This is a genomic window from Streptomyces sp. NPDC005784, from assembly GCF_042871525.1.
Taxonomy (GTDB): domain Bacteria; phylum Actinomycetota; class Actinomycetes; order Streptomycetales; family Streptomycetaceae; genus Streptomyces.
Genome location: NZ_JBIAIQ010000041.1, coordinates 50,083 through 72,171 on the forward strand (window position 1 = coordinate 50,083; position 22,089 = coordinate 72,171).

A 22,089-nucleotide genomic window follows, 5' to 3' on the forward strand; every position below is an offset into this window, starting at 1 on the left:
CGGGTGAAGCAGGTTGTACAGAACTACAAGAGCGGCGAGCTGGCGGTACTCGACGTCCCGGTGCCGGGGTGCAAGCCGGGCGGCGTGCTGGTCCGCAGCGCCTACTCGCTGATCTCCACCGGGACCGAGCTCATGAAGGTTTCCGAGGCCGGGATGTCGATGCTGGGCAAGGCCCGCTCCCGGCCGGACCAGGTGGCCAAGGTCATGCAGAGCGTGGCCACAAACGGGGTGCCCGCCACCTACCGCAAGGTGATGGGCAAGCTGGACTCCTACACGCCGCTGGGCTACTCCCTGTGCGGGGTGGTCGAGCAGGTCGGCACCGGGATCGACGACGTGAAGGTCGGCGATCTCGTGGCCTGCGCCGGCAACGAGCACGCGCTGCACGCCGAGCTGAACTGGGTGCCGAAGAACCTCTACGCCCCGGTGCCGGAGAGCCTCGCGCCGCGGCACGCGGCCTTCGGCACCGTCGGGTCGATCGCGATGCAGGGCGTTCGCCAGGGCGAGCCGCAGCTCGGCGAGGTGGCGCTGGTCATCGGCCTCGGGCTGATCGGGCAGCTCGTGGTCCAGCTCCTCACCGCCTCGGGGGTCCGTGTCGTCGGGGTCGACCCCGACCCGGCGCGCTGCGAACTCTCCGAGCGCCTGGGCGCCACGGCCTGCGGCGATCCCGCCTCCGCGGCCGTGGAAGCCGCCGTCGCCGAACTCACCGGCGGTCACGGCGTGGACCAGGTGTACCTGGCCGCCGGCGGCGGCAGCAACCAGCCCGTCGAACTGGCCGCCAGGCTCTGCCGGGACCGCGGCCGGGTCGTCGACATCGGCAAGTGCCGCCTGGACCTGCCGTGGAACGCGTACTACGAGAAGGAGCTCGACGTCCGGTTCTCCCGCTCGTACGGACCTGGGCGCTACGACCCGCAGTACGAGCTCGAAGGCCGGGACTACCCGATCGGCTACGTGCGCTGGACCGAGCGCCGCAACCTGGCGTGCTTCCTCGATCTCCTCGCCCGCGGCAACGTCGATGTGGAGCCGTTGGTCTCCCACATCGCCGACTTCGATGACGCCGTCGAGACGTACCGGCGCCTGAAGGACGGGGATCTGAAGGCCGTGACCGTGCTGTTCCGGTACCCCGAACAGAAAGAGGGCTCGGAGGACGCGGGGGAAACGGAGGCCCCGGCGATGGCCGTGCCCGCGGTGCGGCGCGGCGGCGGAACGTCCACCCCGGCCCGGTCCGCCCACGCGCCGGTACGGCTGGCGTTCGTCGGCGCGGGAAACTACGCGACGTCGATGCTGCTTCCGCATCTGACACAGCGCGACGGTGTCGAGTTGTCCACGGTCGTCACCACGACGGCGCTGTCCGCGGCCAACGCGCAGCGGAAGTTCGGCTTCGCCGAGGCGACCACCGATCTCGACGCCGTGCTCGGCGACAAGTCCATCGACGCGGTGTTCGTCGTCACCCGGCACAGCTCGCACGCCGAACTGACCCGCAGGGCACTGCTGGCCGGCAAGACGGTGTTCGTGGAGAAACCGCTGGCGCTCACCGAGGACGAGCTGGCCGGTGTGCTCGCGGCGGTGGAGGAGTCCGGCAACGACCGGCTGCAGGTGGGCTTCAACCGCCGCTTCGCGCCGCTGCTGCAGGAGGCCAGGAAGCGGTTCGGCAACCGGACCGGGCCGGCGAGCCTGCGCTACCTGGTCAACGCGGGCCGCCTCGGACACGGCAGCTGGTACCTCCAACAGGGCACCGAGGGCTCGCGGTTCGCCGGCGAGGGCGGACACTTCGTCGACACGGCGAGCTGGCTGCTCGATGCCGACCCGGTATCGGTGTACGCGGTCGCCCCGTCCGGCAACGAGGACCTGCAGGTCGTGCTGCGCTACCCGGACGGATCCACCGCCGCCATCAGCTACGTCACCAACGGCGCGGCCGGATTCCCCAAGGAGACGCTGGACCTGGTCGCGGACGGCAAGGTGCTGCGGCTCGACGACTTCGTCCGCGCCTCCGTGTATTCCGACGGCGGGGCCGGCCGCAAGCGGTGGGTCAGTTCGCGGCTGCCCAAGGCCCGGGACAAGGGCCAGTCCGCCGAACTCGCCGCGTTCATCAAGGCCGTACGGACCGGAGGACCGATGCCGGTGCCGCTGGAGTCGCTGGTCGCCACGACGTCGGCCACGCTCGCCGTGCAGGCCGGCCTGGTCGGCGGCGCGCCGGTGACGTTGGCGAGCGCTCGATGACCATGAGCGCGGGCTGGTACCTGCGGCGGCTGTCCCGGATGGGGCCGCGGGAGATCGGCGGCCGGGTGGGCGACACGGTGCGCAGACGGCGGTGGCGGTCGGCGCGGCCGCACTGCCCGGGCGTGACCGGCGCCCGGTTCACCTCGGTACTGCCCGCCGGGACGATCGCCGCGATACCTCCGGACGCCGCGAAACGTCTCATCGCCGAGGCGGACCGGCTGATGTACGGGCACGCCGAGTATTTCGGGGTGGTCCGCGACGACCTGGACGACCCCGACTGGTGGTGCGACCCGAAGACCGGGCGCCGGGCTCCGTGGGGCTACGCCTTCGACGTGCCCTACCGGAACGAGGACGCGGTCGGGGACATCAAGCAGATCTGGGAGCTGTCCCGGCACCAGTACCTCACCGTGCTCGCAGCCGCCTACGCGATCACCGGGGAGGAGCGGTACGCCGAGCGAGTGGCCGGCCACCTGCGGTCATGGTGGACGGCCAACCCACCGCTGCGCGGCGTGCACTGGATCAGCGGCATCGAGCTGGGCATCCGGCTGCTGTCCTGGGTGTGGATCCGCCGGCTGCTCGACGGCTGGCCCGGAGCGGCCGGGCTGTTCGAGGGCAACCCGGTGGCGCTGAACCAGATCTGGCACCACCAGCGCTGGCTGGCCGCCTTCCCCAGCCGGGGCTCCTCGGCGAACAACCACGTCATCGCCGAGGCCGCCGGGCAGTTCGCCGCGGCCTGCGCGTTCGGGTGGTTCCCCTCCTCGGCGCGCTGGCGAGCCGGCGCGCTGCGGTCGCTGGAGCGGCATCTGCGCGGCAACACCTTCGACTCCGGCCTCAACCGCGAGCTGGCCACCGAGTACCACGGACTGGTGCTGGAGCTCGGCCTGGCCGCGGTGGCCGAGGCGGATGCGGCCGGAGTGCCGGTCCCCGCGTCGATCCGCCTGGTACTGCTGCGGATGACCGACGCGCTCGCGGCGGTCGTGGACAACCGGTTACGGCCGCCGCGCCAGGGGGACGCGGACGACGGGCACGGCCTGGTCGTCGACGGCGCGGGCACCGACCGCTGGGGCTCGCTGCTGGCCACCGGGGACGCCGTGTTCGGCCGGCTGGCCTGGTGGCCCACGGTGAACGGCACCGATGTGCGCACCCCGCTGCTGGCCGCGCTCATCCGGCCGTACCCGAACGATGAAACCGCACCGGCCGTGTCCCGCCCGGCAAGCCGACCGGCCCATTTCGCCGACGCCGGCATGACCATCCTGCGCGGTCCGGCGGAGATCTGGTGCCGCTGCGACGGCGGTCCGCACGGCTTCCTCTCCATCGCCGCGCACGGCCACGCGGACGCGCTGTCCGTGGAGGTACGGCACGACGGTGTCGACGTGCTCGCCGACCCGGGGACGTACTGCTACCACGGGCAACCCGAGTGGCGGCAGTACTTCCGGTCGACCCTCGGCCACAACACCCTACGGCTGGACGGCAGTGACCAGTCCGTCTCCGGCGGCCCGTTCCTGTGGACCCGGCATGCCCGCAGCCGCGTCCTGGCCGCGGACACAACCGACGCCTCCGGCGGGGGGACGGCCCGCTGGTGTGCCGAGCACGACGGTTACCAGCGCTCCGTGCACCGCCGCCGGGTGGAGCTGACGGCCGCGAGCCAGGAGCTGCGGGTGGTCGACGAGGTGCGCGGGCCGCGCCGGGCCGTGCAGTTGGCGTTCCACCTCGGACCCGCGATCGGCGCGGACCTGACGGGCGACCGGGCTCTGCTCACCTGGACCCGGGACGGCGAGGACCGTTCCGCGGTGCTCGACCTGCCGGGGCAGCTGAGCTGGCGGGCGCATCGCGGCGAGAGTGACCCGCCGCTCGGCTGGTACTCCGCCGGCTTCGGGCGCAAGGAACCCGCCACGACGCTGGTCGGCACCGGCTTCGCCGACGGCGCGGAGGGGTTCACCACCGTACTCAGGTTCCGCGGCTAGGGGGGCGGGTGGGGATCAAGAGGCGGCACTGGGCGTTGGCGGCGGCACCGCTGGCGCTGGCCCTGCTGACGGCGACCGGCTGTGAGAGCACGTCGGGCGCCGGGGCGGAGCCGAAGGCCGCGCCATCCACGACCGCGGCCCGGTCCGTGGCCCGGGTGTGCGCCGAACCCGCGGCAGGACCGGCGAAGGCACCGGCGGGCGCGGTGACGGTCGACCCCAAGGTGGTCGGTGACCTGGCGGCGAAGACGAAGAACAGCCCCCCGAACACCACGTTCTGGCTTCGACCGGGCAAGCACCGGCTCGAACCGGACCGCTACGCCCAGGTCATCCCCAAGAAGGGGGACCGCTACCTCGGTGCGCCGGGAGCGGTGCTCGACGGCCGGAAGAAGAACCAGTACGCGTTCGGAGGCAGCGCCCGCGACGTCACCATCCGCTACCTGACCGTGCAACGTTTCGTGGCACCGCCCGACGAGGGCGTGGTCAACCATGACTCGGCCGACGGGTGGCTGATCGAGCACGCGACCATCCAGGACAACTCCGGCGCCGGGCTGATGGCCGGTGCCCGCCAGCAGGTCCGCGCCAGTTGCCTGCGCGACAACGGCCAGTACGGCATGAACGCGTACAAGGGCACCGGCCGCATCACCGGCCTGGTGGTCGAGGGCAACGAGATCGTGGGCAACAACACCGGCGACTGGGAGCGGCGGCGGGAGGGCTGCGGCTGCACCGGAGGCATCAAGTTCTGGGCCGTCGACGGCGCCGACGTGAGCGGCAACTGGGTGCACGACAACCGCGGAACCGGGCTGTGGGCGGACACCGACAACAACGACTTCCGCATCGAGAACAACGTGCTGGAGGCCAACGACGGTGCCGCGCTGATCTACGAGACCAGCTACAACGCGGTCATCCGCAACAACCTGATCCGGCGGAACAACTGGGTCGAGGGCCGCAGGGAAGCCGACCGCGGCGACACCTTCCCGTACGCGACCATCTACTTGTCCGAGTCCGGCGGCGAACCACGGATCCGGGCCCGCACCGACAAGATCGAGATCTCTCGGAACGTGCTGGAGAACAACTGGTCCGGGATCACCCTGTGGGAGAACGCCGACCGGTTCTGCAACAGTCCGGCCAACACCTCGTCCGGTGACTGCACGTTGCTGGTGCGGGACACCCACCGCTGCGCGAAGCCGGCGATCGCCACATCACCCCTCTACTCCGACTGCCGGTGGAAGACGCAGCGGGTGGACATCCACGACAACCGCTTCGTGCTGGACAAGTCCGTCGTCGATTGCACGGTGAAGTGCGACCGAATGGCGCTGCTGGCCAACTACGGCACCTATCCGGACTGGTCGCCGTACCAGGGCAAGCGGGTGGCCGACGCGATCACCTACAAGCAGCACAACCGCTGGCACGACAACGTCTACGTCGGACCATGGAGGTTCGTCGGCCACGACCCGAGCCGGGTGCTCGACTTCGGGCAGTGGCAGTCAACGCCCGAGAAGCAGGACGCCGGCAGCACCCTCGACCCCCGGGACGGTGGTTGAGATGGACGGAAACACGCTGCGCGGCGGGCCGACGGGCGGGACGGACCCGGCGGACACGCGGCCAGGCGCCGAACCGCGCCCTGGCGGCACACCGAAGATCGTCGGGATCGTCTGGGGGCTGCTGATCCTCAACACGCTCGGCTCCGCCGGGGCGAAGACCATCGTCCCGCTGCCCCGCTCCCTCATCCAGATGGTCACCATGGGCGCGCTGGTCGCCGCGTTCGCGCTGGCGCTCGCGGTCAACGTCCGGCTGCGCATCCGGGCCAGCTCCTTCGTCTTCCTGCTCACCCTGCTCCTGGTGCTGAGCGTGATCTCCAGCGCGAACCTGGAATCCGGGTTCGGCGCGCTGTTCCGCTGCGCCCGGCTGTCTCTCTTCGTCGGCACGCTGTGGCTGCTCAGCCGCTGGTGGGACGGCGGCCTGACGTTCGTCCGGCATCACATCCGGATGTACTTCGCGGTGCTCGGGTCGGTGGCCGCCGGGCTGGTCATCTCACCGGGCGCGGCCCTGCCCGACCTCTACGGCGGGCGGCTGGTCGGCGCGTTGTGGCCGCTCACCCCGCCGCAGATCGGACAGTACGCGGCGGTGATCATCGGGCTCACCGTGCTGCTCGTACTGGGGCGCCGGACCGACCGGGCCAGTGCGGCGGTGATCATCGTGCCGTCACTCGTCCTGCTCGCGCTGACCCATACCCGGACGGCCACCCTCGGCCTGCTCATCGGGCTGGCGCTGGCGATCGGCTCGCTCATCCTGACCAGCGCCGCCGCCCGCCGGTTCTTCGTCTGGGCGGTGCTGATCGCCGCCGTGGCCGCGGTGGGATTCGCCTCCGCGCTGCAGGCGTGGTTCCTGCGCGGGCAGAGCCAGGAGAACTTCTCCAGCCTCACCGGTCGGGCCAAGGTCTGGGCCGCCCTGCTGGCGGCACCCCGGACCACCTCGGAGTACCTGTTCGGCGCGGGCCTGGGCGACAAGTCGTTCGGCGGGCTGCCGATCGACAACAGCTGGCTGGCCGTCTACAACGAGCAGGGTGTGACCGGCGTCGCCCTGGTGGCGGCGATCATCATCGTGCTGGGCGGCGTCGCGTTGCTGCGGCCACCGTCGCTGTCGAGGGCCTGCGCGATCTTCCTGATCAGCTACTGCGCGATCGCGTCGTACACCGAGGCCGGGCTGGGCGACGCCTCGCCGTATCTGCTGCATCTGGCCCTGGCCGCCTCGCTGTTGGCGGCGCCTGTCGCGGCCACTCCCCTCCCGGCGCCCGAAGTCCCCCGAAGACGCGTCCCGCGATGGGCCCAGAGATCGGAGGTGACCTGAGCATGCACGTTCTCGTGGTGCACAACCGCTACGCCTCGGCGCAGCCGAGCGGGGAGAACAAGGTCGTCGACCAGGAGGTGGAGCTGCTGCGCGGAGCCGGCCACCGGGTCGAGGTGTTCGAACGGCGCAGCGACGACATCGCCGCCCGGTCCCTGCTGGGCAAGGCCGCGATACCCCTTCTCGTACCGTGGAACCCGGCGGTCCGCGCGGAGCTCGCCGCCAGGCTGCACACGGAGCGGCCGGACGTGGTGCATGTCCACAACGTCTTCCCGCTCCTGTCGCCCGCGGTGCTGGCCGCCTGCACCGACGCCGGCGTGCCCGCCGTCGCCACCCTGCACAACTACACCCAGGTCTGCCCGCCCGGCACGCTGCAGCGGGACGGCCTGCCGTGCACCGAGTGCGTCGGGTCCGCGCCGCTGCCCGCCGTCCGGCACGGCTGCTACCGGAACTCCCGGCTGGCGACGGTGCCGCTCGCGGTCAGCCTGTCGGTCAACCGGCAGCGCTGGTGGCGCGGCGTGGAGCGCTTCTTCTGCATCTCCGCGGCGCAGCGCGACGTGCTGGTGCGGTCGGGGATGCCGCCTGAGCGGCTGGCGGTGAAGCACAACTTCGTGCCCGAACCGGGCATCCGCCGGACGGACACCGGTGAGCACGTGCTCTATCTGGGCCGCCTCGCGGAGGCCAAGGGCGTGCGACTGCTCATGGCCGCGTGGGACGAACTGGCCGCCGACGGCGGGGTGGGCGTCCCGCTCGTGATCGCCGGTACGGGGCCGCTGGAGCCGGAGGTGGCCGCCTGGGCGGCGGGCCGGGACGACGTCCGGTACGTCGGCCTCTATGACACGGCGGAGTGCCGACAGGCCATCGCGCGGTCGGTCGCCGTGGTGGCTCCCTCCACATGGCTGGAGGCGTTCGGCCTGGTGGTCGTAGAGGCGATGGCGGCCGGGGTTCCGGTCGTCGCCGCCGGTCACGGCGCCTTCGTAGAACTCGTCGAGGACGGGGTGACCGGCCTGCTGCACCGGCCGGGCGAGTCCGCGTCGCTCGCGTCCTGCATACGCCGGATCGCGGCCGGACAGGACCGCAACCGGGAAATGGGCCAGGCGGCCCGGCGCCGTTACGAGCAGGGGTTCAGCCCTGCCGTCGGCCTTAAGCACCTGGTGGAGGGGTACCGCACCGCGATCGCGGGTCGGTCCGGCGGCGGGGACAGCCCGTCGCCGTTGGGGGACAACAGCACTGGCTCGCTGCGGGGACTGCCGCGCGAGCGGGATGGGGGGAAGTAGATGACACGATGCCGACTCTGCGGCTCGGCGGCTCTGATGAGCGTCGTCGACCTGGGGGCGACCCCGCCGTGCGAGAGCTTTCTCGCCGCGGACCAACTGGACAGGCCGGAACCGGCGTACCCGCTGCATCTGCGGATCTGCACCGACTGCTGGCTCGCGCAGATCCCTCCGATGATCACGCCGGAGGAGACGTTCAGCGAGTACGCGTACTTCTCCTCCTTCTCCACCTCCTGGGTGGAGCACGCGCGTACGTTCGTCGCCGACGCCGTACAGCGGCTGGAACTGGGCCCCGACGCTTTCGTGGTCGAGGTCGCGAGCAACGACGGGTACCTGCTGAGGCATGTGGTGGACCGCGGGATCCGCTGCCTCGGCATCGAGCCCTCCGTGAACGTCGGCGCCTCGGCGCGGGACGCGGGTGTGCCCACGCTCACGGAGTTCCTGTCCCCTGACACCGGCTCGGCAGTCCGCGCCGAGAACGGCCCGGCGGACCTGGTCGTGGCCAACAACGTGTACGCGCACATCCCCGACGTGGTCGGGTTCACGCAGGGGCTGCGCGCCCTGGTGGCCGACGACGGCTGGGTCTCCATCGAGGTGCAGCACCTGCTGACCCTGATCGAGGAGAACCAGTACGACACGATCTACCACGAGCACTTCCAGTACTACACGGTCGCGTCCGCGATCCGGGCGCTGGCGAGCGGCGGACTCGCCCTCGTGGACGTCGAGTTGCTGCCCACGCACGGCGGCTCCATCCGGCTGTGGGCCCGGCCCGCCGAGGTGGCCGGCGAACCCTCCGCCCGCGTGGCCGAGGTGCTCGACCGGGAGAAGGCCGCCGGGCTCCAGGAGCTTTCCGGGTACACCGAGTTCTCCGCTCGGGTGGCCAAGGTGCGCCGGGACCTGCTGCGGTTCCTCATCGACGCGGCCGAGCGTGGCGAGACGGTCGTCGGCTACGGCGCCCCTGGCAAGGGCAACACCCTGCTCAACCACTGCGGCATCCGCCCCGACCTGCTCGCGTACACGGTCGACCGCAACCCCTACAAGCACGGCAGGTTCACCCCGGGCACGCGCATCCCGATCCTGCCCCCCGAGCGGATAGCCGCCGACCGACCGGACTACGTCCTCGTCCTCCCGTGGAACCTGCGGGCCGAACTGGTCGAGCAGTTGTCCTTCGTTCACGACTGGGGCGGCCGACTGGTCTTTCCCATCCCGGAACTGAGCATTGTCGAGGTCAAGTCGTGAAGGTCGTTCTGTTCTGCGGCGGTTACGGGATGCGTATGCGCAACGGAACCTCCGACGACGTGCCCAAACCGATGGCGATGGTCGGCCCGCGACCGCTGATCTGGCATGTCATGCGCTACTACGCGCACTTCGGGCACACGGAGTTCATCCTGTGCCTCGGGTACGGGGCACACCACATCAAGGACTTCTTCCTCAACTACGAGGAGACGACGTCCAACGACTTCGTGCTGCGCGGCGGGCGGACCGAGCTGCTGTCCACCGACATCGCCGACTGGACGATCACCTTCGCGCAGACCGGTGTCGAGTCGCCGATCGGGGAGCGGCTGCGCCGGGTGCGGCACCATCTGGACGGCGACGAGATGTTCCTCGCGAACTACGCCGACGTGCTCACCGACGCCCCGCTGCCGGAGATGATCGACCGGTTCGCCCGGCGCGACGCCGGTGCGTCGATGATGGTGGTGCCGCCGCAGTCGTCGTTCCACTGCGTGGACCTGGGCGAGGACGGCCTGGTGGGGGGCATCACCGCGGTGAGCGACATGCCGCTGTGGGAGAACGGCGGCTACTTCGTGCTCCGCCAGGAGGTCTTCGACCACATACCGGAGAACGGGGACCTGGTCGCCGACGGATGTGCCCAACTGGCCAAGCGCGGACGGTTGGTGGCGCATCAGCACCGCGGCTTCTGGAAGCCGACCGACACCGTGAAGGAGCGGGCGGCGCTCGACGACGCGTACACCCGGGGCGACCGCCCGTGGGCCGTGTGGGAACGGGACGGCGCGGGGGCGAGCGCGACCGGCGGCAGGAACGGCGCCGGAGCGAGGGCGTGATCCGGCTCGGCGCAGGGCGCCTGGACCGGATCGTCGCGGTGGGCGCGCACTGCGACGACATCGCCATCGGCGCCGGCGGCACGCTGCTGACGCTGTGCCTCGCGCGACCGGGTGTCCGCGTCGACGCGCTCGTGCTCTCCGGCGGTGGCAGCGAGCGGGAGCAGGAGGAGCAGGCCGCGCTCGGCGCCTTCTGCCCGGGCGCCGATCTGCGGCTGACCGTGCTCAAGCTGCCGGACGGCCGGATGCCCGCGCACTGGGAGGAGGCCAAGGGCGCGGTCGAGGAACTGCGCGCCCGGACGGAGCCGGATCTCGTCCTCGGCCCGCGCACGGAGGACGCCCACCAGGATCACCGGAGCCTGGCGAAGCTGCTGCCCACCGCGTTCCGCGACCACCTCGTCCTCGGCTACGAGATCGTCAAGTGGGACGGCGATCTCGGCCGTCCGGCGGCGTACCAGCCGCTGTCGCCGGAGACCGCCGAACAGAAGGTGCGGCTGCTGCAGGAGCACTACCCCTCGCAGCGGCACCGGCCCTGGTACGACCGGGAGGCCTTCCTCGGCCTCGCACGGATCCGCGGCATCGAATGCCACACGCGCTACGCCGAGGCGTTCGACATCTCCAAACTCACTCTCGACCTGGGGGAATGAACCTTGCGCGTACTGCTGACCGGACACCAGGGCTATCTGGGCACCGTGATGGCCCCGGTCCTCGCGGCCGCCGGGCACGAGGTCGTCGGTCTCGACTCCGGCCTGTTCGCCGACTGCGTGCTGGGCCCGACGCCCGCCGACCCGCCGGGACCGCGGGTGGACATGCGCGACGTCACGGCCGAGCACGTGGCCGGGGTGGACGCCGTGATCCACCTGGCCGCGCTGTCCAACGACCCGCTGGGATCGCTGGCGCCGGACCTCACCTATGACATCAACCACCACGCCTCCGTGCGGCTGGCCCGGCTGGCCCGCGACGCCGGGGTGCGGCGCTTCCTGTACGCGTCGACCTGCTCCGTCTACGGCGCCGCCGGCGGTGACGACCTGGTGACCGAGGACGCCCCGCTGTGCCCGGTGACGCCGTACGCGGAGTCCAAGGTGCGGGTGGAGGAAGACCTGCAATCGCTCGCAGACGGCGACTTCAGCCCGGTATATATGCGCAACGCCACCGCCTTCGGCTACTCGCCCCGGCTGCGCGCCGACATCGTGCTGAACAATCTGGTGGGGCACGCCCTGCTGTCCGGCGAGGTCCTCGTGCTCTCCGACGGCACCCCCTGGCGCCCGCTGGTGCACGCCGCCGACATAGCACGGGCCTTCACGGCCGCGCTGACCGCGCCGCGCGAGGCGGTGCACGACCGGGAGTTCAACATCGGCAGCGAGATCAACAACGTCACGGTCGCCGAGATCGCCGAGCAGGTCGCCGAGGCGGTGTCCGGCTCGAAGGTGGTGATCACCGGGGAGAACGGTGCCGATCCTCGTTCGTACAGGGTTGACTTCTCCCGGTTCCGCGCCGCGGTTCCCGGCTTCGACTGCGAGTGGACGGTGAAGCAGGGCGCGCTCGAACTCGCCGACGCCTACCGGAAGCACGGGCTGACCCGGGAGAGCTTCGAGCAGCGCTTCACCCGGCTTGCCGTGCTGCGCGCGGCGTCCGACGCCGGCACCGTCGACGACACCCTGCGGTGGCGCCGATGAGCACGGCGGGCCAGGAGATGCACGCGCTGGTGGAGCGGTTGTACCCGCTGTGCCGGAGCATCACCGGAGACGGTGTGCGCGCCACCCTGGACATCGTCGGCGAGTACGTCCCGCTGCAGACGCACGAGGTGCCGACCGGGACCCAGGTGCTCGACTGGACAGTGCCCCAGGAGTGGAACATCCGGGACGCGTACATCGCCGACCCCGCGGGCAACCGGGTCGTCGACTTCGCCGCGTCCAGCCTGCACGTGCTCGGCTACAGCGTGCCGGTGTCGGCGACCATGCCGCTGTCCGAGCTGCGCGAGCACCTGTACACCCTGCCCGACCACCCGAACTGGGTGCCGTACCGCACCAGTTACTACAAGCCGGAATGGGGGTTCTGCCTGGCCCAGGAGACCCTGGACGCCCTGCCGGACGGCGAGTACGAGGTGCGCGTCGACTCAACCCTCGCCGACGGCCATCTCACCTACGCCGAGCACGTGGTCCCCGGGCAGGTCGCCGACGAGGTGATCGTCTCCTGCCATGTCTGCCACCCGTCGCTGGCCAACGACAACCTGGCCGGCATCGCGGTGGCGACGTTCCTGGCCCGCGCCCTGGCGCGGGAAACGCCTTACTACACCTACCGGTTCATCTACGCGCCCGGCACCATCGGGGCGATCACCTGGCTGGCCCGCAACGCGGAACGGGTGGACCGGGTCAAGCACGGGCTGGTGCTGGCCTGCGCGGGCGACTCGGGCCAACTGACGTACAAGCAGAGCAGGCGCGGCGACGCAGAGATCGACCGGGTGATGCGGCACGTGCTGGCCTCCTCCGAACGCCCGCACCAGGTCAACGAGTTCACCCCGTACGGGTACGACGAGCGGCAGTACTGCTCACCCGGGTTCGACCTCGGCGTGGGCTCGCTCAGCCGGACCCCGTACGCCGGGTACCCCGAGTACCACACCTCGGCGGACAACCCGGACTTCGTGACCCCGGAGGCGATGGCGGACACGCTCGCCGTGTGCCGCGAGGCGTTCGCCGTCCTGGACCGCAACCGGAGCTACGTCAACCTCAGCCCCTACGGCGAGCCCCAGCTCGGCCGCCGCGGGCTGTACGACTCGCTCGGCGGCCGCAGCGACGCCAAGCAGGCCCAGCTGGCGATGCTCTGGGTGCTCAGCCTCTCCGACGGCGAGCACAGTCTGCTGGACGTCGCCGAGCGGTCCGGGCTGCCGTTCGACACCGTCGCCGCCGCGGCCGACGCCCTGTGCGGCGCCGAACTGATCAAGGCATGACGCCGATGACCACCGAGGGGGAGAAGACGACGGCGTCGGCGGTCCCGGGCGGATCCACCCTGCGGACCGCCAAGCGGGCCATGGTCGGCCGGCTGTCCTGGGGACTGGCCGACCAGGCGGCCTCCAGCGTGAGCAACTTCGCGGTGGGCATCTACGTGGCCCGCTCGCTGGGGGTGACCGCGTTCGGCGTGTTCAGCCTCGCCTGGGTGACGTACGGCGTGGTGCTCAACGTCTCCCGCGGGCTGGCCACCGACCCGCTCGTGGTGCGCTTCAGCGGCGTGCCGGACACGTCCTGGCGCGGGGCGGTGGGCCGGTCGACGGGTACCGCGCTCGGTGTCGGGGCCGCCCTCGGCGCGGTGTGCCTCGTGGCCGGGCTCGGCCTCGGCGGCCGCGTGGGACCGGCGTTCGCCGCCCTGGGGATCATGCTGCCCGGGCTGCTGCTCCAGGACGCCTGGCGGTTCTCGTTCTTCGCCGCCGGCGCCGGGCGGAAGGCGTTCGTCAACGACGTCGTCTGGGGGGTCGCGCTCGTCCCGGCCCTGGTGGTGGCGGCCAGGGAGGGCAGCGTGGCCGCTTTCGTGCTCGCCTGGGGCGCGTCCGCGACGGTGGCGGCGGGGTACGGCTACATCCAGTCCGGCATCCGGCCCCGGACGACCGAGGCGCGCGGCTGGCTGCGCGAACAGCGCGATCTCGGCTACCGGTACCTGGTCGAGAACGTCAGCCTCAGCGGCGCGAGCCAGCTACGGGCGTACGGCCTCGGGGCGATCGTCGGGGTGAGCGCGGTGGGCGCGGTGCGGGGCGCCGAGCTCCTGCTCGGCCCGTTCCTGGCGGTGCTCATGGGGCTCTCGCTGGTCACCGTCCCGGAGGCGGCGCGGGTGCTGCGGCAGGCCCCGCATCAACTGGGCAGGTTCTGCCTCCTCCTCGGCGGGGGCCAGGCCGCCGGCGCGCTGCTCTGGGGCGCGGCTCTGCTGCTGATGCCCGGCCGGTTCGGCGAGGCGGTGCTCGGCGACGTCTGGCACTCCTCCTCGGAGCTCATCGTGCAGATCACCTTCAGCGTCGCGGGAGCGGGCCTCGGCACCGGCGCGGCGGCCGGGCTGCGCGCGCTCGGCGCGGCCCGGCGCAGCCTGCGCTGCCAGTTGTTCGCCTCCGCCTGCTACATCGGCGGCGGCCTCGGCGGAGCGGCCGTCGCCGGCACGGCCGGCTCGGCCTGGGGCGTCGCCGCCGCGACCATCAGCGGCTCGGCCGTGTGGTGGCTGCAACTGCGGTCCGCCCTGAACGAGCGCCACCGCACTCCCATCCCCGAAGTGAGGACCTCATGAACGCCCGCCCCAGGCTGAGCATCGGCCTGCCCGTGTACAACGGCGAGGAGTACCTGGCCGAGTCGTTCGACGCCCTGCTCGGCCAGACCTACGAGGACTTCGAGCTGGTCGTCTCCGACAACGCCTCGACCGACGGGACCGAGGAGATCTGCCGCAAGTACGCCGCGCGGGACTCACGCATCCGGTACCTCCGGCTGCCCCGGAACATCGGCGCCACGCCGAACCACAACCATGTGTTCGCCGAGTCCCGCGGCGAGCTGTTCAAGTGGGCCTCGCACGACGACCTGTACGGCCGGGACCTGCTGCTGCGCTGCGTCCAGGCGCTGGACGAGCGGCCGGACATGATCCTCGCGCACACCGGCCAGGCGGTCATCGACGGCGACGGCAAGGTGAAGGTCCCCTACGAGTACACGCTCGCCACCGACTCCCCGAACGCGCCGGAGCGCTTCCGCAGTCTGCTGTTCGAGCCGGGTGGCGACGACTTCTACGGGGTGATGCGGGCCGACATGCTGCGCCGGGTGAAGCCGCTCGACAGCTACCACCACGCGGACCGTACGTTCGTCGCCGAGATCACCCTGCACGGGGCCTTCCACCAGGTGCCGGAGCTGCTGTACTTCCGCCGCGACCACCCCACGCGCGCCGAGCGGGCGAACCCTTCCAAGCGCTCCCGCTGCGTCAACCTGGACCCACGCCGGGCAGGCCCGCTGCACCCGACGCCCCGGCTGCTCGCCGAGTACATGCGGGGCTTCGTCGCGGCGATCCGGCGGGCGCCGCTGTCCCCCGCCGACCGGCGCGCGTGCTACCGCCACCTGACCGCGTGGATGACCAGCCGGGTCCGGCCGGGCGCCGGAGAGCGGGTCGAGGACCGCGCCCCGGTCGACCCGGACCGGGTCACCGTCTCCGTCGACGCCCTCGTCGCCGGCCGTGAGGGGAGGCGGGCGTGACGGCCGCGGGCAGGTCCCCGGTGCGCGTCGGGGTGTTCGGCCTGCTCGGCTCCGGCAACCTCGGCAACGACGGATCGCTCGAAGCCGTGCTCGGCTACCTCCGCGCCGAACACCCGGAAGCGGTCGTGGACGCGCTGTGCGGTGGACCCGAGGCCGTGACGACCCGGTTCGGGATCCCTGCGACGCGGCTGCACTGGTACCGCGGGGAGTACCGGACCGCCTCCCGTGCGGGCGCTGTCGTGGCGAAGGGGCTGGGCAAACTCGTCGACGTCTTCCGCACCGCCGCCTGGGTGCGCCGGCACGACGTGGTGATCGTGCCGGGCATGGGCGTCCTGGAGGCGACACTGCCGCTGCGGCCGTGGGGCTTCCCGTACGCGCTGTTCCTGCTCTGCGCGAGTGGCCGGCTGCTGCGCTCCCGGGTGGCGCTGGTCAGCGTCGGCGCCGCGCCGATCGGGAACCGGCCGACCCGTGCCCTGGTGGGCTGGTCGGCTCGGCTGGCCACCTACCGGTCGTACCGGGACGCGCAGTCCCGCGACGCGATGCGGGCGATGGGCGTGGACACCACGCGCGACGAGGTCTACCCGGACCTCGCGTTCTCCCTGCCGACGCCGCCGGCGAGCGCCCCCTCGGACCCGTCGGCCCCACCGGGCCCGGTCTGCGTCGGCGTCATGGACTTCCACGGCGGCAACGACGATCGCGCCCGGGCCGACGAGATATACCGGCGCTACCTCGACGGGACGATCCGGTTCGTCCGCGCGCTGGTCGAGGAGGGCAGGACTGTCCGCTTGCTCACCGGTGACGAGTGCGACTCGTCGGTGGTCGCCGCGATCCTCGACGCGGTGGACTCGCCGCTGGTCACCGCTGCCGAGCCGACCTCACTTGCCGACCTGATGAAGGAGATGGCGGCTGCCGACACCGTGGTGGCGATCCGGTACCACAACCTGATCTGCGCACTGAAGACCGGTACGCCGGTACTCGCTCTCTGCTACGCGGCGAAGAGCGACGCGCTCATGACGCAGATGGGCCTGGGCGCGTACCGCCACCCGGCGCGCGAGGTCGACGCCGACCGGCTGCTCGAGCAGTTCCGTGCGCTGGAGAAGCGATCGGCCGAGCTGCGGCGGACCCTCACCGAGCGGAACCTGGCCGCCACCCGGCGACTCGACCACCAGTTCGCTTCCTTGACCGCGGCCCTGTTCCCGGCGACCGGCCACGCCCACACCTCACGGAAGGCTCCATGAAAGCGACCGAAGTCCCCGAGATCACCGGCGCGTACCTCTTCGAGCCGACGCCGTACGCCGACGAACGCGGCTTCTTCTGCCGCACCTTCGACGCCGACGTGGTCCGCTCGGTCGGTCTCGACCCGGACGCCTTCGTCCAGGACAGCCTGTCCCGCTCGGTCCGGGGCGTGCTGCGCGGCCTGCACCTGCGCTCCGGCGCGGGCGAGGCCAAGCTGGTGCGGTGCTCGTACGGGAGGATCTTCGACGTCGTCGTCGACCTGCGGCCGGACTCACCGACGTACCGGAACCGGGCCTTCTTCGAGCTGTCCGGCGAGACGCAGACGACCTTGTACATCCCGGCGGGGTGCGCGCACGGCTTCCAGGCGCTGACCGAGACCGCCGACACCTCGTACCGGATCGACCGCCCGCACGATCCGGCCGAGGACGTGACGATCGCCTTCTACGACCCCGAGCTCGCCATCCCCTGGCCGCTGCCGGTCGCATCCATGTCCCAACGGGACCGGGAGGCGCCGAGCCTCGCCAAGGTCCTGCAGCTCAGAGAAAGTTGAGGTCGGCGTGCCCACCGAAGACACCCAAGAACTCCTCCTCCCCCGCTCGCGGATGGCGAACGAGCGGCTGCACGCCATGATCCCCGGGGGCGCGCACACCTACGCCAAGGGCGACGACCAGTACCCCGACAACCTTGCGCCGGTCATCAGCCACGGCCGTGGTGCCCACGTGTGGGACATCGACGGCAACCGCTACATCGAGTACGGCTCCGGCCTACGGTCGGTCAGCCTCGGCCACGCCCACCCACGCGTGATCGAGGCGGTGCGGCGGGAACTCGACCGCGGCAGCAACTTCGTCCGGCCGTCCATCATGGAGGTCGAAGCCGCGGAGCGCTTCCTGGCCACAGTGCCGACGGCCGAGATGGTGAAGTTCGCCAAGAACGGCTCCGACGCCACCACCGCCGCGGTGCGCCTCGCCCGCGCCGCCACCGGGCGCCCGCGGGTGGCCATCTGCGCCGACCATCCGTTCTTCTCCGTCGACGACTGGTTCATCGGCACCACGCCGATGTCCGCCGGCGTTCCAGCGGCCACCAACGAGCTCACCGTGGCGTTCCCCTACGGGGACCTGGCCGCCACGGAGGACCTGCTTACCCGGTACCAGGACGAGGTCGCCTGCCTGATCCTCGAACCCGCCACCCACACCGAACCGCCGCCCGGCTACCTCGCCGGCCTGCGCGAGCTGGCCGACCGGCACGGCTGCGTACTGATCTTCGATGAGATGATCACCGGCTTCCGCTGGTCGGAAGCGGGCGCCCAGGGCCTGTACGGCGTCGTCCCCGACCTCTCCACGTTCGGCAAGGCGCTGGGCAACGGATTCGCCGTCTCCGCCCTGGCCGGGTGCCGCGATCTGATGGAGCTGGGCGGGTTGCGTCACTCCGGCGACCGGGTGTTCCTGCTGTCCACCACGCACGGTGCGGAAACGCACTCCCTGGCAGCCGCGATGGCCGTGCAGACCACCTATGTCGCGGAGGGCGTCACCGCGCGGCTGCACGCCCTCGGCGAGCGGCTGGCCGCCGGTGTCCGCGACGCGGCGGCCGCCATGGGCGTCGGCGACCACATCGTCGTCCGGGGCCGGGCCAGCAACCTGGTCTTCGCCACCCTCGACGAGAACCGGCAGCCGTCGCAGCAGTACCGCACCCTGTTCCTGAGCCGGCTCCTCGCGGGCGGGGTGCTGGCCCCGTCGTTCGTTGTGAGCAGCGCGCTCGACGACGCCGACATCGATCACACCGTCGACGTGGTGGCCCAGGCTTGCGCGGTGTACCGGAAGGCACTGGACGCCGCTGACCCCACCCCTTGGTTGGTCGGACGACCGGTGAAGCCCGTATTCCGCCGCTTGGCCTGACGTGACGTCAGCGACCCTCCCGCCGACCGGCGTCGGCCAGGCGACCGACCAGCCGTTCAGCCATTCGGTCGACCAACCACGCGGTCGCCGGTATCACCGCCAGCGCGGTGCACCAGCCGCCGAGGACGTCGGTCGGGTAGTGCGCGCCCAGGGCGACCTGCGCCCAGCCCATGGCGGTGCCGGCAATCAGCGCCGCGGTGAGCACGAACAGCGTGCCGGCCGTCCTGCCGAGGCCGAGCCGACCGGTCGCGAGCAGCGCCACCACGAGGGCGAGCGCGGTGGCAAAGGCGGTGTGCCCGCTCGGGTAGGACAGGTTCCCGTCGTGGATGGTACGTCCCACCAGGGACTTGAGCAGCGTCGCCGTCCCCACGGTCATGCCGATCCCGGCAACGATGAGCACCGCTGCGCGAGCACTCCGAAGCAGCAGGCAGCCCGTCATGGCGGCCACGACCAGCGTCGCCGCTCCCACGGGCTCCCCCAAGAAATCCAAGGCCAGAGCGACGTGTTGCCACGGAGGCCCGACACCGTACACCGCCGCCCAGATCCGCGCGTCCACCATGCCGGGCTTGCTGTCGTCGGCATACAGGACCCCGAGCACGACGACCACCAGCGCGGCGAGGACCGCAGTCGGCCCGAGCCACACGCGCAGCGACGGGGGCAGCGCCTCCGACGCCGACCGCCCGGTCACACGCCCACCGCGTCCGGTCGGCCTGCGGTGCTTTGCCGGCGTTTCGCGCCAAAGGCCAACTGGCCGCCCACCTGGTGGTCCGGGCCCGCGCCGCGCGCTTCGCGTTTCGAGCTCCGATCGCCATCCGCGCCTACAACCCCAGCGGAAGCGCGCACTTCATCGCCGAAGTCGACCGCACCGCGACCCCCTACTCGGTGGTGGTCAAACCGGATACCCCGCTCATGACCAAGAAGGGAAAATGCGCACACGCCTTCGCAGACCATCCGGCAGATGCGATGCACCTTCCCTCCTGTCGGGCGGACGCCGTGTCAACCGCCGCCGGCTCGATGCCGCGCCCCAGAGAACTGCCCGCTGCCGCCCGCCGACATGGCCGGCGTCGTGAGACGTACGGGCCGCGCACTGCTGGACCGAGCAAGATCGCAAACACGTCAAACGCGAACTGAGCTGGGCCGAGTTCCAGGCCCGCTCCGGTCAGCGATCCAACGCCACTGACGCTGGTCGACGTGGCCTTCTGCCGGCGTCGACCCTCCACCAACGAATCCCCGTCGTGTCCGACTTGGCTCGCTCGGGACTTGGCAGCCTGTGCAACCCCGAACTCGCCAGCCTGTCCATCACGTTGGCCAAGGGCATCGGAATCACTCTCCACCGGTCACCCTAACCAACAATGCGGCCGCGGCGGCCCGCCGCCGGAAAGTTCGCGGGCGACACTCCGCGAATGTCGGTTCCGGATCGCTTTCCCGTGCCGGAGCCACGGAGCGTCACCGAAAGCGCGATTGTGATGCGTCGTGGATGACGCCCTCCCGCGGGCCTCGACCTGGACCCCCGTCACCGCCCGGATTCCGCTGCCGGAGGCGAAGAAGGCAGTCACCTTCCGGGTATTTGCCGCCGGCGGCGGGAGGCGTGGACGGCGGCCCCGGCACCACTGCGAGAAGTCCCCCGCTTCCACGACGAGATCAACGGCACCGGGTCCGATGTCGTGCACTACCGAGGGGAGCCGGGTCCGGGTGTTCTGCGGTACGAGGGACCGAGCGTGATCCAGTTGGAGGCTCTGGACGACCGGCTCGCCCACCGCGTGACGGTGGCCGAGGGCAGCGCCGGGGAGCACACATTCCAGTGGCCGGGTCGCGGCTCCTACCAGGTTCGCTCGGCCGGGGCCTGGAATCTGTCCACCGCGTAATGAAACGCGGATGGATCGCTGCCCCTGGGTTCCGAGGCGGTGTAGATCCGTGCGAATCGTCGACTACCGCCCGCGGAGCAGAGGAGTGCCGCCACCTGCGCGGTCTCGGCCTGCGGGCTCAGGCGAGGGCGGCGACGAGCAGGGTGAAGGCGGCGATGATGACGGCGAGGCGGACGTAGTGGAAGCGTTCCCAGCGGTGCAGCTGCTGCTTCCAGTCGGCGGGCCGGTTTTCAGGGGTCCACGTCTTGTTCAGGTTGTTGATCGGGACGAGCAGCAGGATCGACATGACCACGCTGAGCATGAGCAGCGCGCCGGCGGTGACGACGAGGCCGGTGCCGTGGTGGTGCCATCCGGCGATGGCCCAGACCACGACGAGGACGAGCGAGCCGATGTACCACACCGGCATCACGGCGCCGAGCATCCGACCCCCGTGGGCATGGCCGAGTTGGCCGCTGTCCTCGGGGAGTGCGTTGAGTATCGGGTTCATGACGAAGGCGACGGAGAACTCCACCCCCACCATCAGGCCGACGATCACGGTGGTGACGACCTCGAGTGCGTTGAGCATGATGACCTCTCCTAGATATAGCATCGCTAGGTGATGGAGTAACGCTAGTACTGCTGCCGCTCCATTGTCTAGCGATGCTAGGATCGAATCATGTCGGTACAGGAACGCAAGCAGCGCGAACGGGCGGAGCGCGAACGCCTCATCGTGGCGACGGCCCGTGAACTCGCCGAGCAGCAGGGCTGGGACGCGGTCACCACCCGCCGGCTCGCCGAGAGCATCGAGTACAGCCAGCCCGTCCTCTACAGCCACTTCCGTGGCAAACGGGAGATCATCGGCGCCGTCGCCCTCCAGGGCGCCACGGAGATGGCCGCGGCGGTGCGGGCCGCGACCTCCGCCGCGGACGGCCCGCGCGAGCGGGTCGCCGCCCTCGCCCGCGCCTACCTCGACTTCGCTGAACGCAACCCGGCGGTCTACGACGCCATCTTCCAGCTCGACGGCGGCCTCCCGTACGCACAGGAGGACACCCCGGAACCTCTCAAGGACGCCTTCGCCGCGCTGCTGGAGAGCCTGGGCGAGGTCGCCGGGGACGGCGTCCACCCGGGGCTGTTCACCGAGGTGTTCTGGGCGTCCCTGCACGGCCTGGCGACCCTGACCCGGGCGGGACGGCTGCTGCCGGAGGACGCCGCGCCGAGGGTGGAGCTGCTGGTGGACCGGCTCGCCGTGGTCTGACACACCGTCCCGGCAGGCGGGCAGCCAGAGCCCTGCTGCGCGTCGAGCAACTCAGCCGGCAGATGGATGGCAGCCGTCGCGAGCATCCCAGCCATGCCCTACGCCCGCCCGCGAAACTGCAACCTCAAGATGCAATCGGCTCGTTGGCGGCCGCGTTTCGCCACTGGCGGTTGGGTAGCCCTACCGCTATCGGAGCGGTGTCCTCGCGGACGCCTATCTGGCCCTGAAGTCCGCCGGCCGCCTGTAGACGAACAGCGAAAGAGCCCCGGCCCTACAAATACGGGGTAGGGGTACGG

At 71.3% G+C, this 22,089-nt stretch carries 20 protein-coding genes; 18 read left to right on the forward strand and 2 right to left on the reverse strand.

Annotated elements, in window-relative coordinates; translation table 11 throughout:
- Positions 1-3: 3 nt before the first annotated feature.
- From ACFYR3_RS38245 to ACFYR3_RS38315, 15 genes are read left to right on the forward strand one after another with little or no spacing between them, the layout of a single operon-like run.
- A complete protein-coding gene (locus tag ACFYR3_RS38245) occupies positions 4-2,217 on the forward strand; it encodes a bi-domain-containing oxidoreductase (protein ID WP_389286645.1) in 2,214 nt (737 codons plus the stop codon).
- Positions 2,214-4,181 (forward strand): alginate lyase family protein, encoded by a 1,968-nt coding sequence (locus tag ACFYR3_RS38250; RefSeq protein ID WP_389286647.1) that lies wholly within the window; start codon positions 2,214-2,216, stop codon positions 4,179-4,181. Before ACFYR3_RS38245 ends, ACFYR3_RS38250 begins: the two co-directional genes overlap by 4 nt.
- 8 nt (positions 4,182-4,189) lie before the next feature.
- The gene (locus tag ACFYR3_RS38255; protein WP_389286649.1) at positions 4,190-5,722 is read left to right on the forward strand and encodes a right-handed parallel beta-helix repeat-containing protein; all 1,533 of its coding nucleotides are present in this window, start codon (positions 4,190-4,192) and stop codon (positions 5,720-5,722) included.
- A gap of 1 nt (position 5,723) precedes the next feature.
- Entirely contained in the window at positions 5,724-7,028 is a 1,305-nt protein-coding gene (locus ACFYR3_RS38260) for an O-antigen ligase domain-containing protein (protein WP_389286651.1), read from the forward strand.
- Between the two features lie 2 nt (positions 7,029-7,030).
- Positions 7,031-8,302, forward strand: coding sequence for a glycosyltransferase (locus ACFYR3_RS38265; protein WP_389286653.1), 1,272 nt, complete (start codon positions 7,031-7,033; stop codon positions 8,300-8,302).
- Positions 8,303-9,538, forward strand: coding sequence for a class I SAM-dependent methyltransferase (locus tag ACFYR3_RS38270; RefSeq protein WP_355856152.1), 1,236 nt, complete (start codon positions 8,303-8,305; stop codon positions 9,536-9,538).
- The gene (locus ACFYR3_RS38275; RefSeq protein ID WP_355856149.1) at positions 9,535-10,362 is read left to right on the forward strand and encodes a glucose-1-phosphate cytidylyltransferase; all 828 of its coding nucleotides are present in this window, start codon (positions 9,535-9,537) and stop codon (positions 10,360-10,362) included. The genes ACFYR3_RS38270 and ACFYR3_RS38275 overlap by 4 nt, the downstream gene beginning before the upstream one ends.
- Positions 10,359-11,006 (forward strand): PIG-L deacetylase family protein, encoded by a 648-nt coding sequence (locus ACFYR3_RS38280; protein ID WP_355856146.1) that lies wholly within the window; start codon positions 10,359-10,361, stop codon positions 11,004-11,006. The genes ACFYR3_RS38275 and ACFYR3_RS38280 overlap by 4 nt, the downstream gene beginning before the upstream one ends.
- 3 nt (positions 11,007-11,009) lie before the next feature.
- The gene (locus ACFYR3_RS38285; RefSeq protein ID WP_389286656.1) at positions 11,010-12,035 is read left to right on the forward strand and encodes an NAD-dependent epimerase/dehydratase family protein; all 1,026 of its coding nucleotides are present in this window, start codon (positions 11,010-11,012) and stop codon (positions 12,033-12,035) included.
- Positions 12,032-13,306, forward strand: coding sequence for a DUF4910 domain-containing protein (locus ACFYR3_RS38290; protein ID WP_389286658.1), 1,275 nt, complete (start codon positions 12,032-12,034; stop codon positions 13,304-13,306). The genes ACFYR3_RS38285 and ACFYR3_RS38290 overlap by 4 nt, the downstream gene beginning before the upstream one ends.
- A 5-nt stretch (positions 13,307-13,311) precedes the next feature.
- Complete coding sequence (locus tag ACFYR3_RS38295; protein WP_389286669.1) at positions 13,312-14,622, forward strand: hypothetical protein; 1,311 nt, start codon at positions 13,312-13,314, stop codon at positions 14,620-14,622.
- Positions 14,619-15,566: a glycosyltransferase family 2 protein gene (locus ACFYR3_RS38300; RefSeq protein ID WP_389286660.1), complete on the forward strand. Its 948-nt coding sequence runs from the start codon at positions 14,619-14,621 to the stop codon at positions 15,564-15,566. Before ACFYR3_RS38295 ends, ACFYR3_RS38300 begins: the two co-directional genes overlap by 4 nt.
- On the forward strand, positions 15,563-16,804 hold the full coding sequence (locus ACFYR3_RS38305; protein ID WP_355856133.1) for a polysaccharide pyruvyl transferase family protein: 1,242 nt from the start codon (positions 15,563-15,565) through the stop codon (positions 16,802-16,804). Before ACFYR3_RS38300 ends, ACFYR3_RS38305 begins: the two co-directional genes overlap by 4 nt.
- Positions 16,801-17,352 (forward strand): dTDP-4-dehydrorhamnose 3,5-epimerase family protein, encoded by a 552-nt coding sequence (locus ACFYR3_RS38310; RefSeq protein WP_355856130.1) that lies wholly within the window; start codon positions 16,801-16,803, stop codon positions 17,350-17,352. The genes ACFYR3_RS38305 and ACFYR3_RS38310 overlap by 4 nt, the downstream gene beginning before the upstream one ends.
- A 7-nt stretch (positions 17,353-17,359) precedes the next feature.
- Positions 17,360-18,694, forward strand: coding sequence for a glutamate-1-semialdehyde 2,1-aminomutase (locus ACFYR3_RS38315; RefSeq protein WP_389286662.1), 1,335 nt, complete (start codon positions 17,360-17,362; stop codon positions 18,692-18,694).
- 7 nt (positions 18,695-18,701) lie between these two features.
- Here ACFYR3_RS38315 and ACFYR3_RS38320 read toward each other — a convergent pair whose 3' ends face one another.
- Positions 18,702-19,382 (reverse strand): phosphatase PAP2 family protein, encoded by a 681-nt coding sequence (locus tag ACFYR3_RS38320; protein WP_389286664.1) that lies wholly within the window; start codon positions 19,380-19,382, stop codon positions 18,702-18,704.
- Between the two features lie 32 nt (positions 19,383-19,414).
- Here ACFYR3_RS38320 and ACFYR3_RS38325 point away from each other — a divergent pair, with 32 nt between their 5' ends.
- Together ACFYR3_RS38325 and ACFYR3_RS38330 are read left to right on the forward strand one after the other, a co-directional pair.
- Positions 19,415-19,825, forward strand: coding sequence for a hypothetical protein (locus tag ACFYR3_RS38325; protein WP_355856121.1), 411 nt, complete (start codon positions 19,415-19,417; stop codon positions 19,823-19,825).
- 587 nt (positions 19,826-20,412) lie between these two features.
- Positions 20,413-20,559, forward strand: coding sequence for a hypothetical protein (locus ACFYR3_RS38330; RefSeq protein WP_355856118.1), 147 nt, complete (start codon positions 20,413-20,415; stop codon positions 20,557-20,559).
- Positions 20,560-20,677: 118 nt separating this feature from the next.
- Here the strand turns inward: ACFYR3_RS38330 and ACFYR3_RS38335 are convergent, their stop codons facing one another.
- Entirely contained in the window at positions 20,678-21,124 is a 447-nt protein-coding gene (locus ACFYR3_RS38335; RefSeq protein WP_355856116.1) for a DUF1772 domain-containing protein, read from the reverse strand.
- Between the two features lie 90 nt (positions 21,125-21,214).
- Between ACFYR3_RS38335 and ACFYR3_RS38340 the strand changes: the two genes are divergently transcribed.
- The gene (locus tag ACFYR3_RS38340; protein WP_355856113.1) at positions 21,215-21,793 is read left to right on the forward strand and encodes a TetR/AcrR family transcriptional regulator; all 579 of its coding nucleotides are present in this window, start codon (positions 21,215-21,217) and stop codon (positions 21,791-21,793) included.
- Positions 21,794-22,089 lie beyond the last annotated feature (296 nt).

Excerpts from the sequence above, each read along its gene's own strand:
- ACFYR3_RS38260 (WP_389286651.1), top strand. The coding sequence starts at position 5,724 with ATGGACGGAAACACGCTGCGCGGCGGGCCGACGGGCGGGACGGACCCG.
- ACFYR3_RS38310 (WP_355856130.1), top strand. The coding sequence starts at position 16,801 with ATGAAAGCGACCGAAGTCCCCGAGATCACCGGCGCGTACCTCTTCGAG.
- ACFYR3_RS38270 (WP_355856152.1), top strand. The coding sequence starts at position 8,303 with ATGACACGATGCCGACTCTGCGGCTCGGCGGCTCTGATGAGCGTCGTC.
- ACFYR3_RS38295 (WP_389286669.1), top strand. The coding sequence starts at position 13,312 with ATGACCACCGAGGGGGAGAAGACGACGGCGTCGGCGGTCCCGGGCGGA.
- ACFYR3_RS38335 (WP_355856116.1), bottom strand. The coding sequence starts at position 21,124 with ATGCTCAACGCACTCGAGGTCGTCACCACCGTGATCGTCGGCCTGATG.
- ACFYR3_RS38265 (WP_389286653.1), top strand. The coding sequence starts at position 7,031 with ATGCACGTTCTCGTGGTGCACAACCGCTACGCCTCGGCGCAGCCGAGC.
- ACFYR3_RS38300 (WP_389286660.1), top strand. The coding sequence starts at position 14,619 with ATGAACGCCCGCCCCAGGCTGAGCATCGGCCTGCCCGTGTACAACGGC.
- ACFYR3_RS38250 (WP_389286647.1), top strand. The coding sequence starts at position 2,214 with ATGACCATGAGCGCGGGCTGGTACCTGCGGCGGCTGTCCCGGATGGGG.
- ACFYR3_RS38290 (WP_389286658.1), top strand. The coding sequence starts at position 12,032 with ATGAGCACGGCGGGCCAGGAGATGCACGCGCTGGTGGAGCGGTTGTAC.
- ACFYR3_RS38340 (WP_355856113.1), top strand. The coding sequence starts at position 21,215 with ATGTCGGTACAGGAACGCAAGCAGCGCGAACGGGCGGAGCGCGAACGC.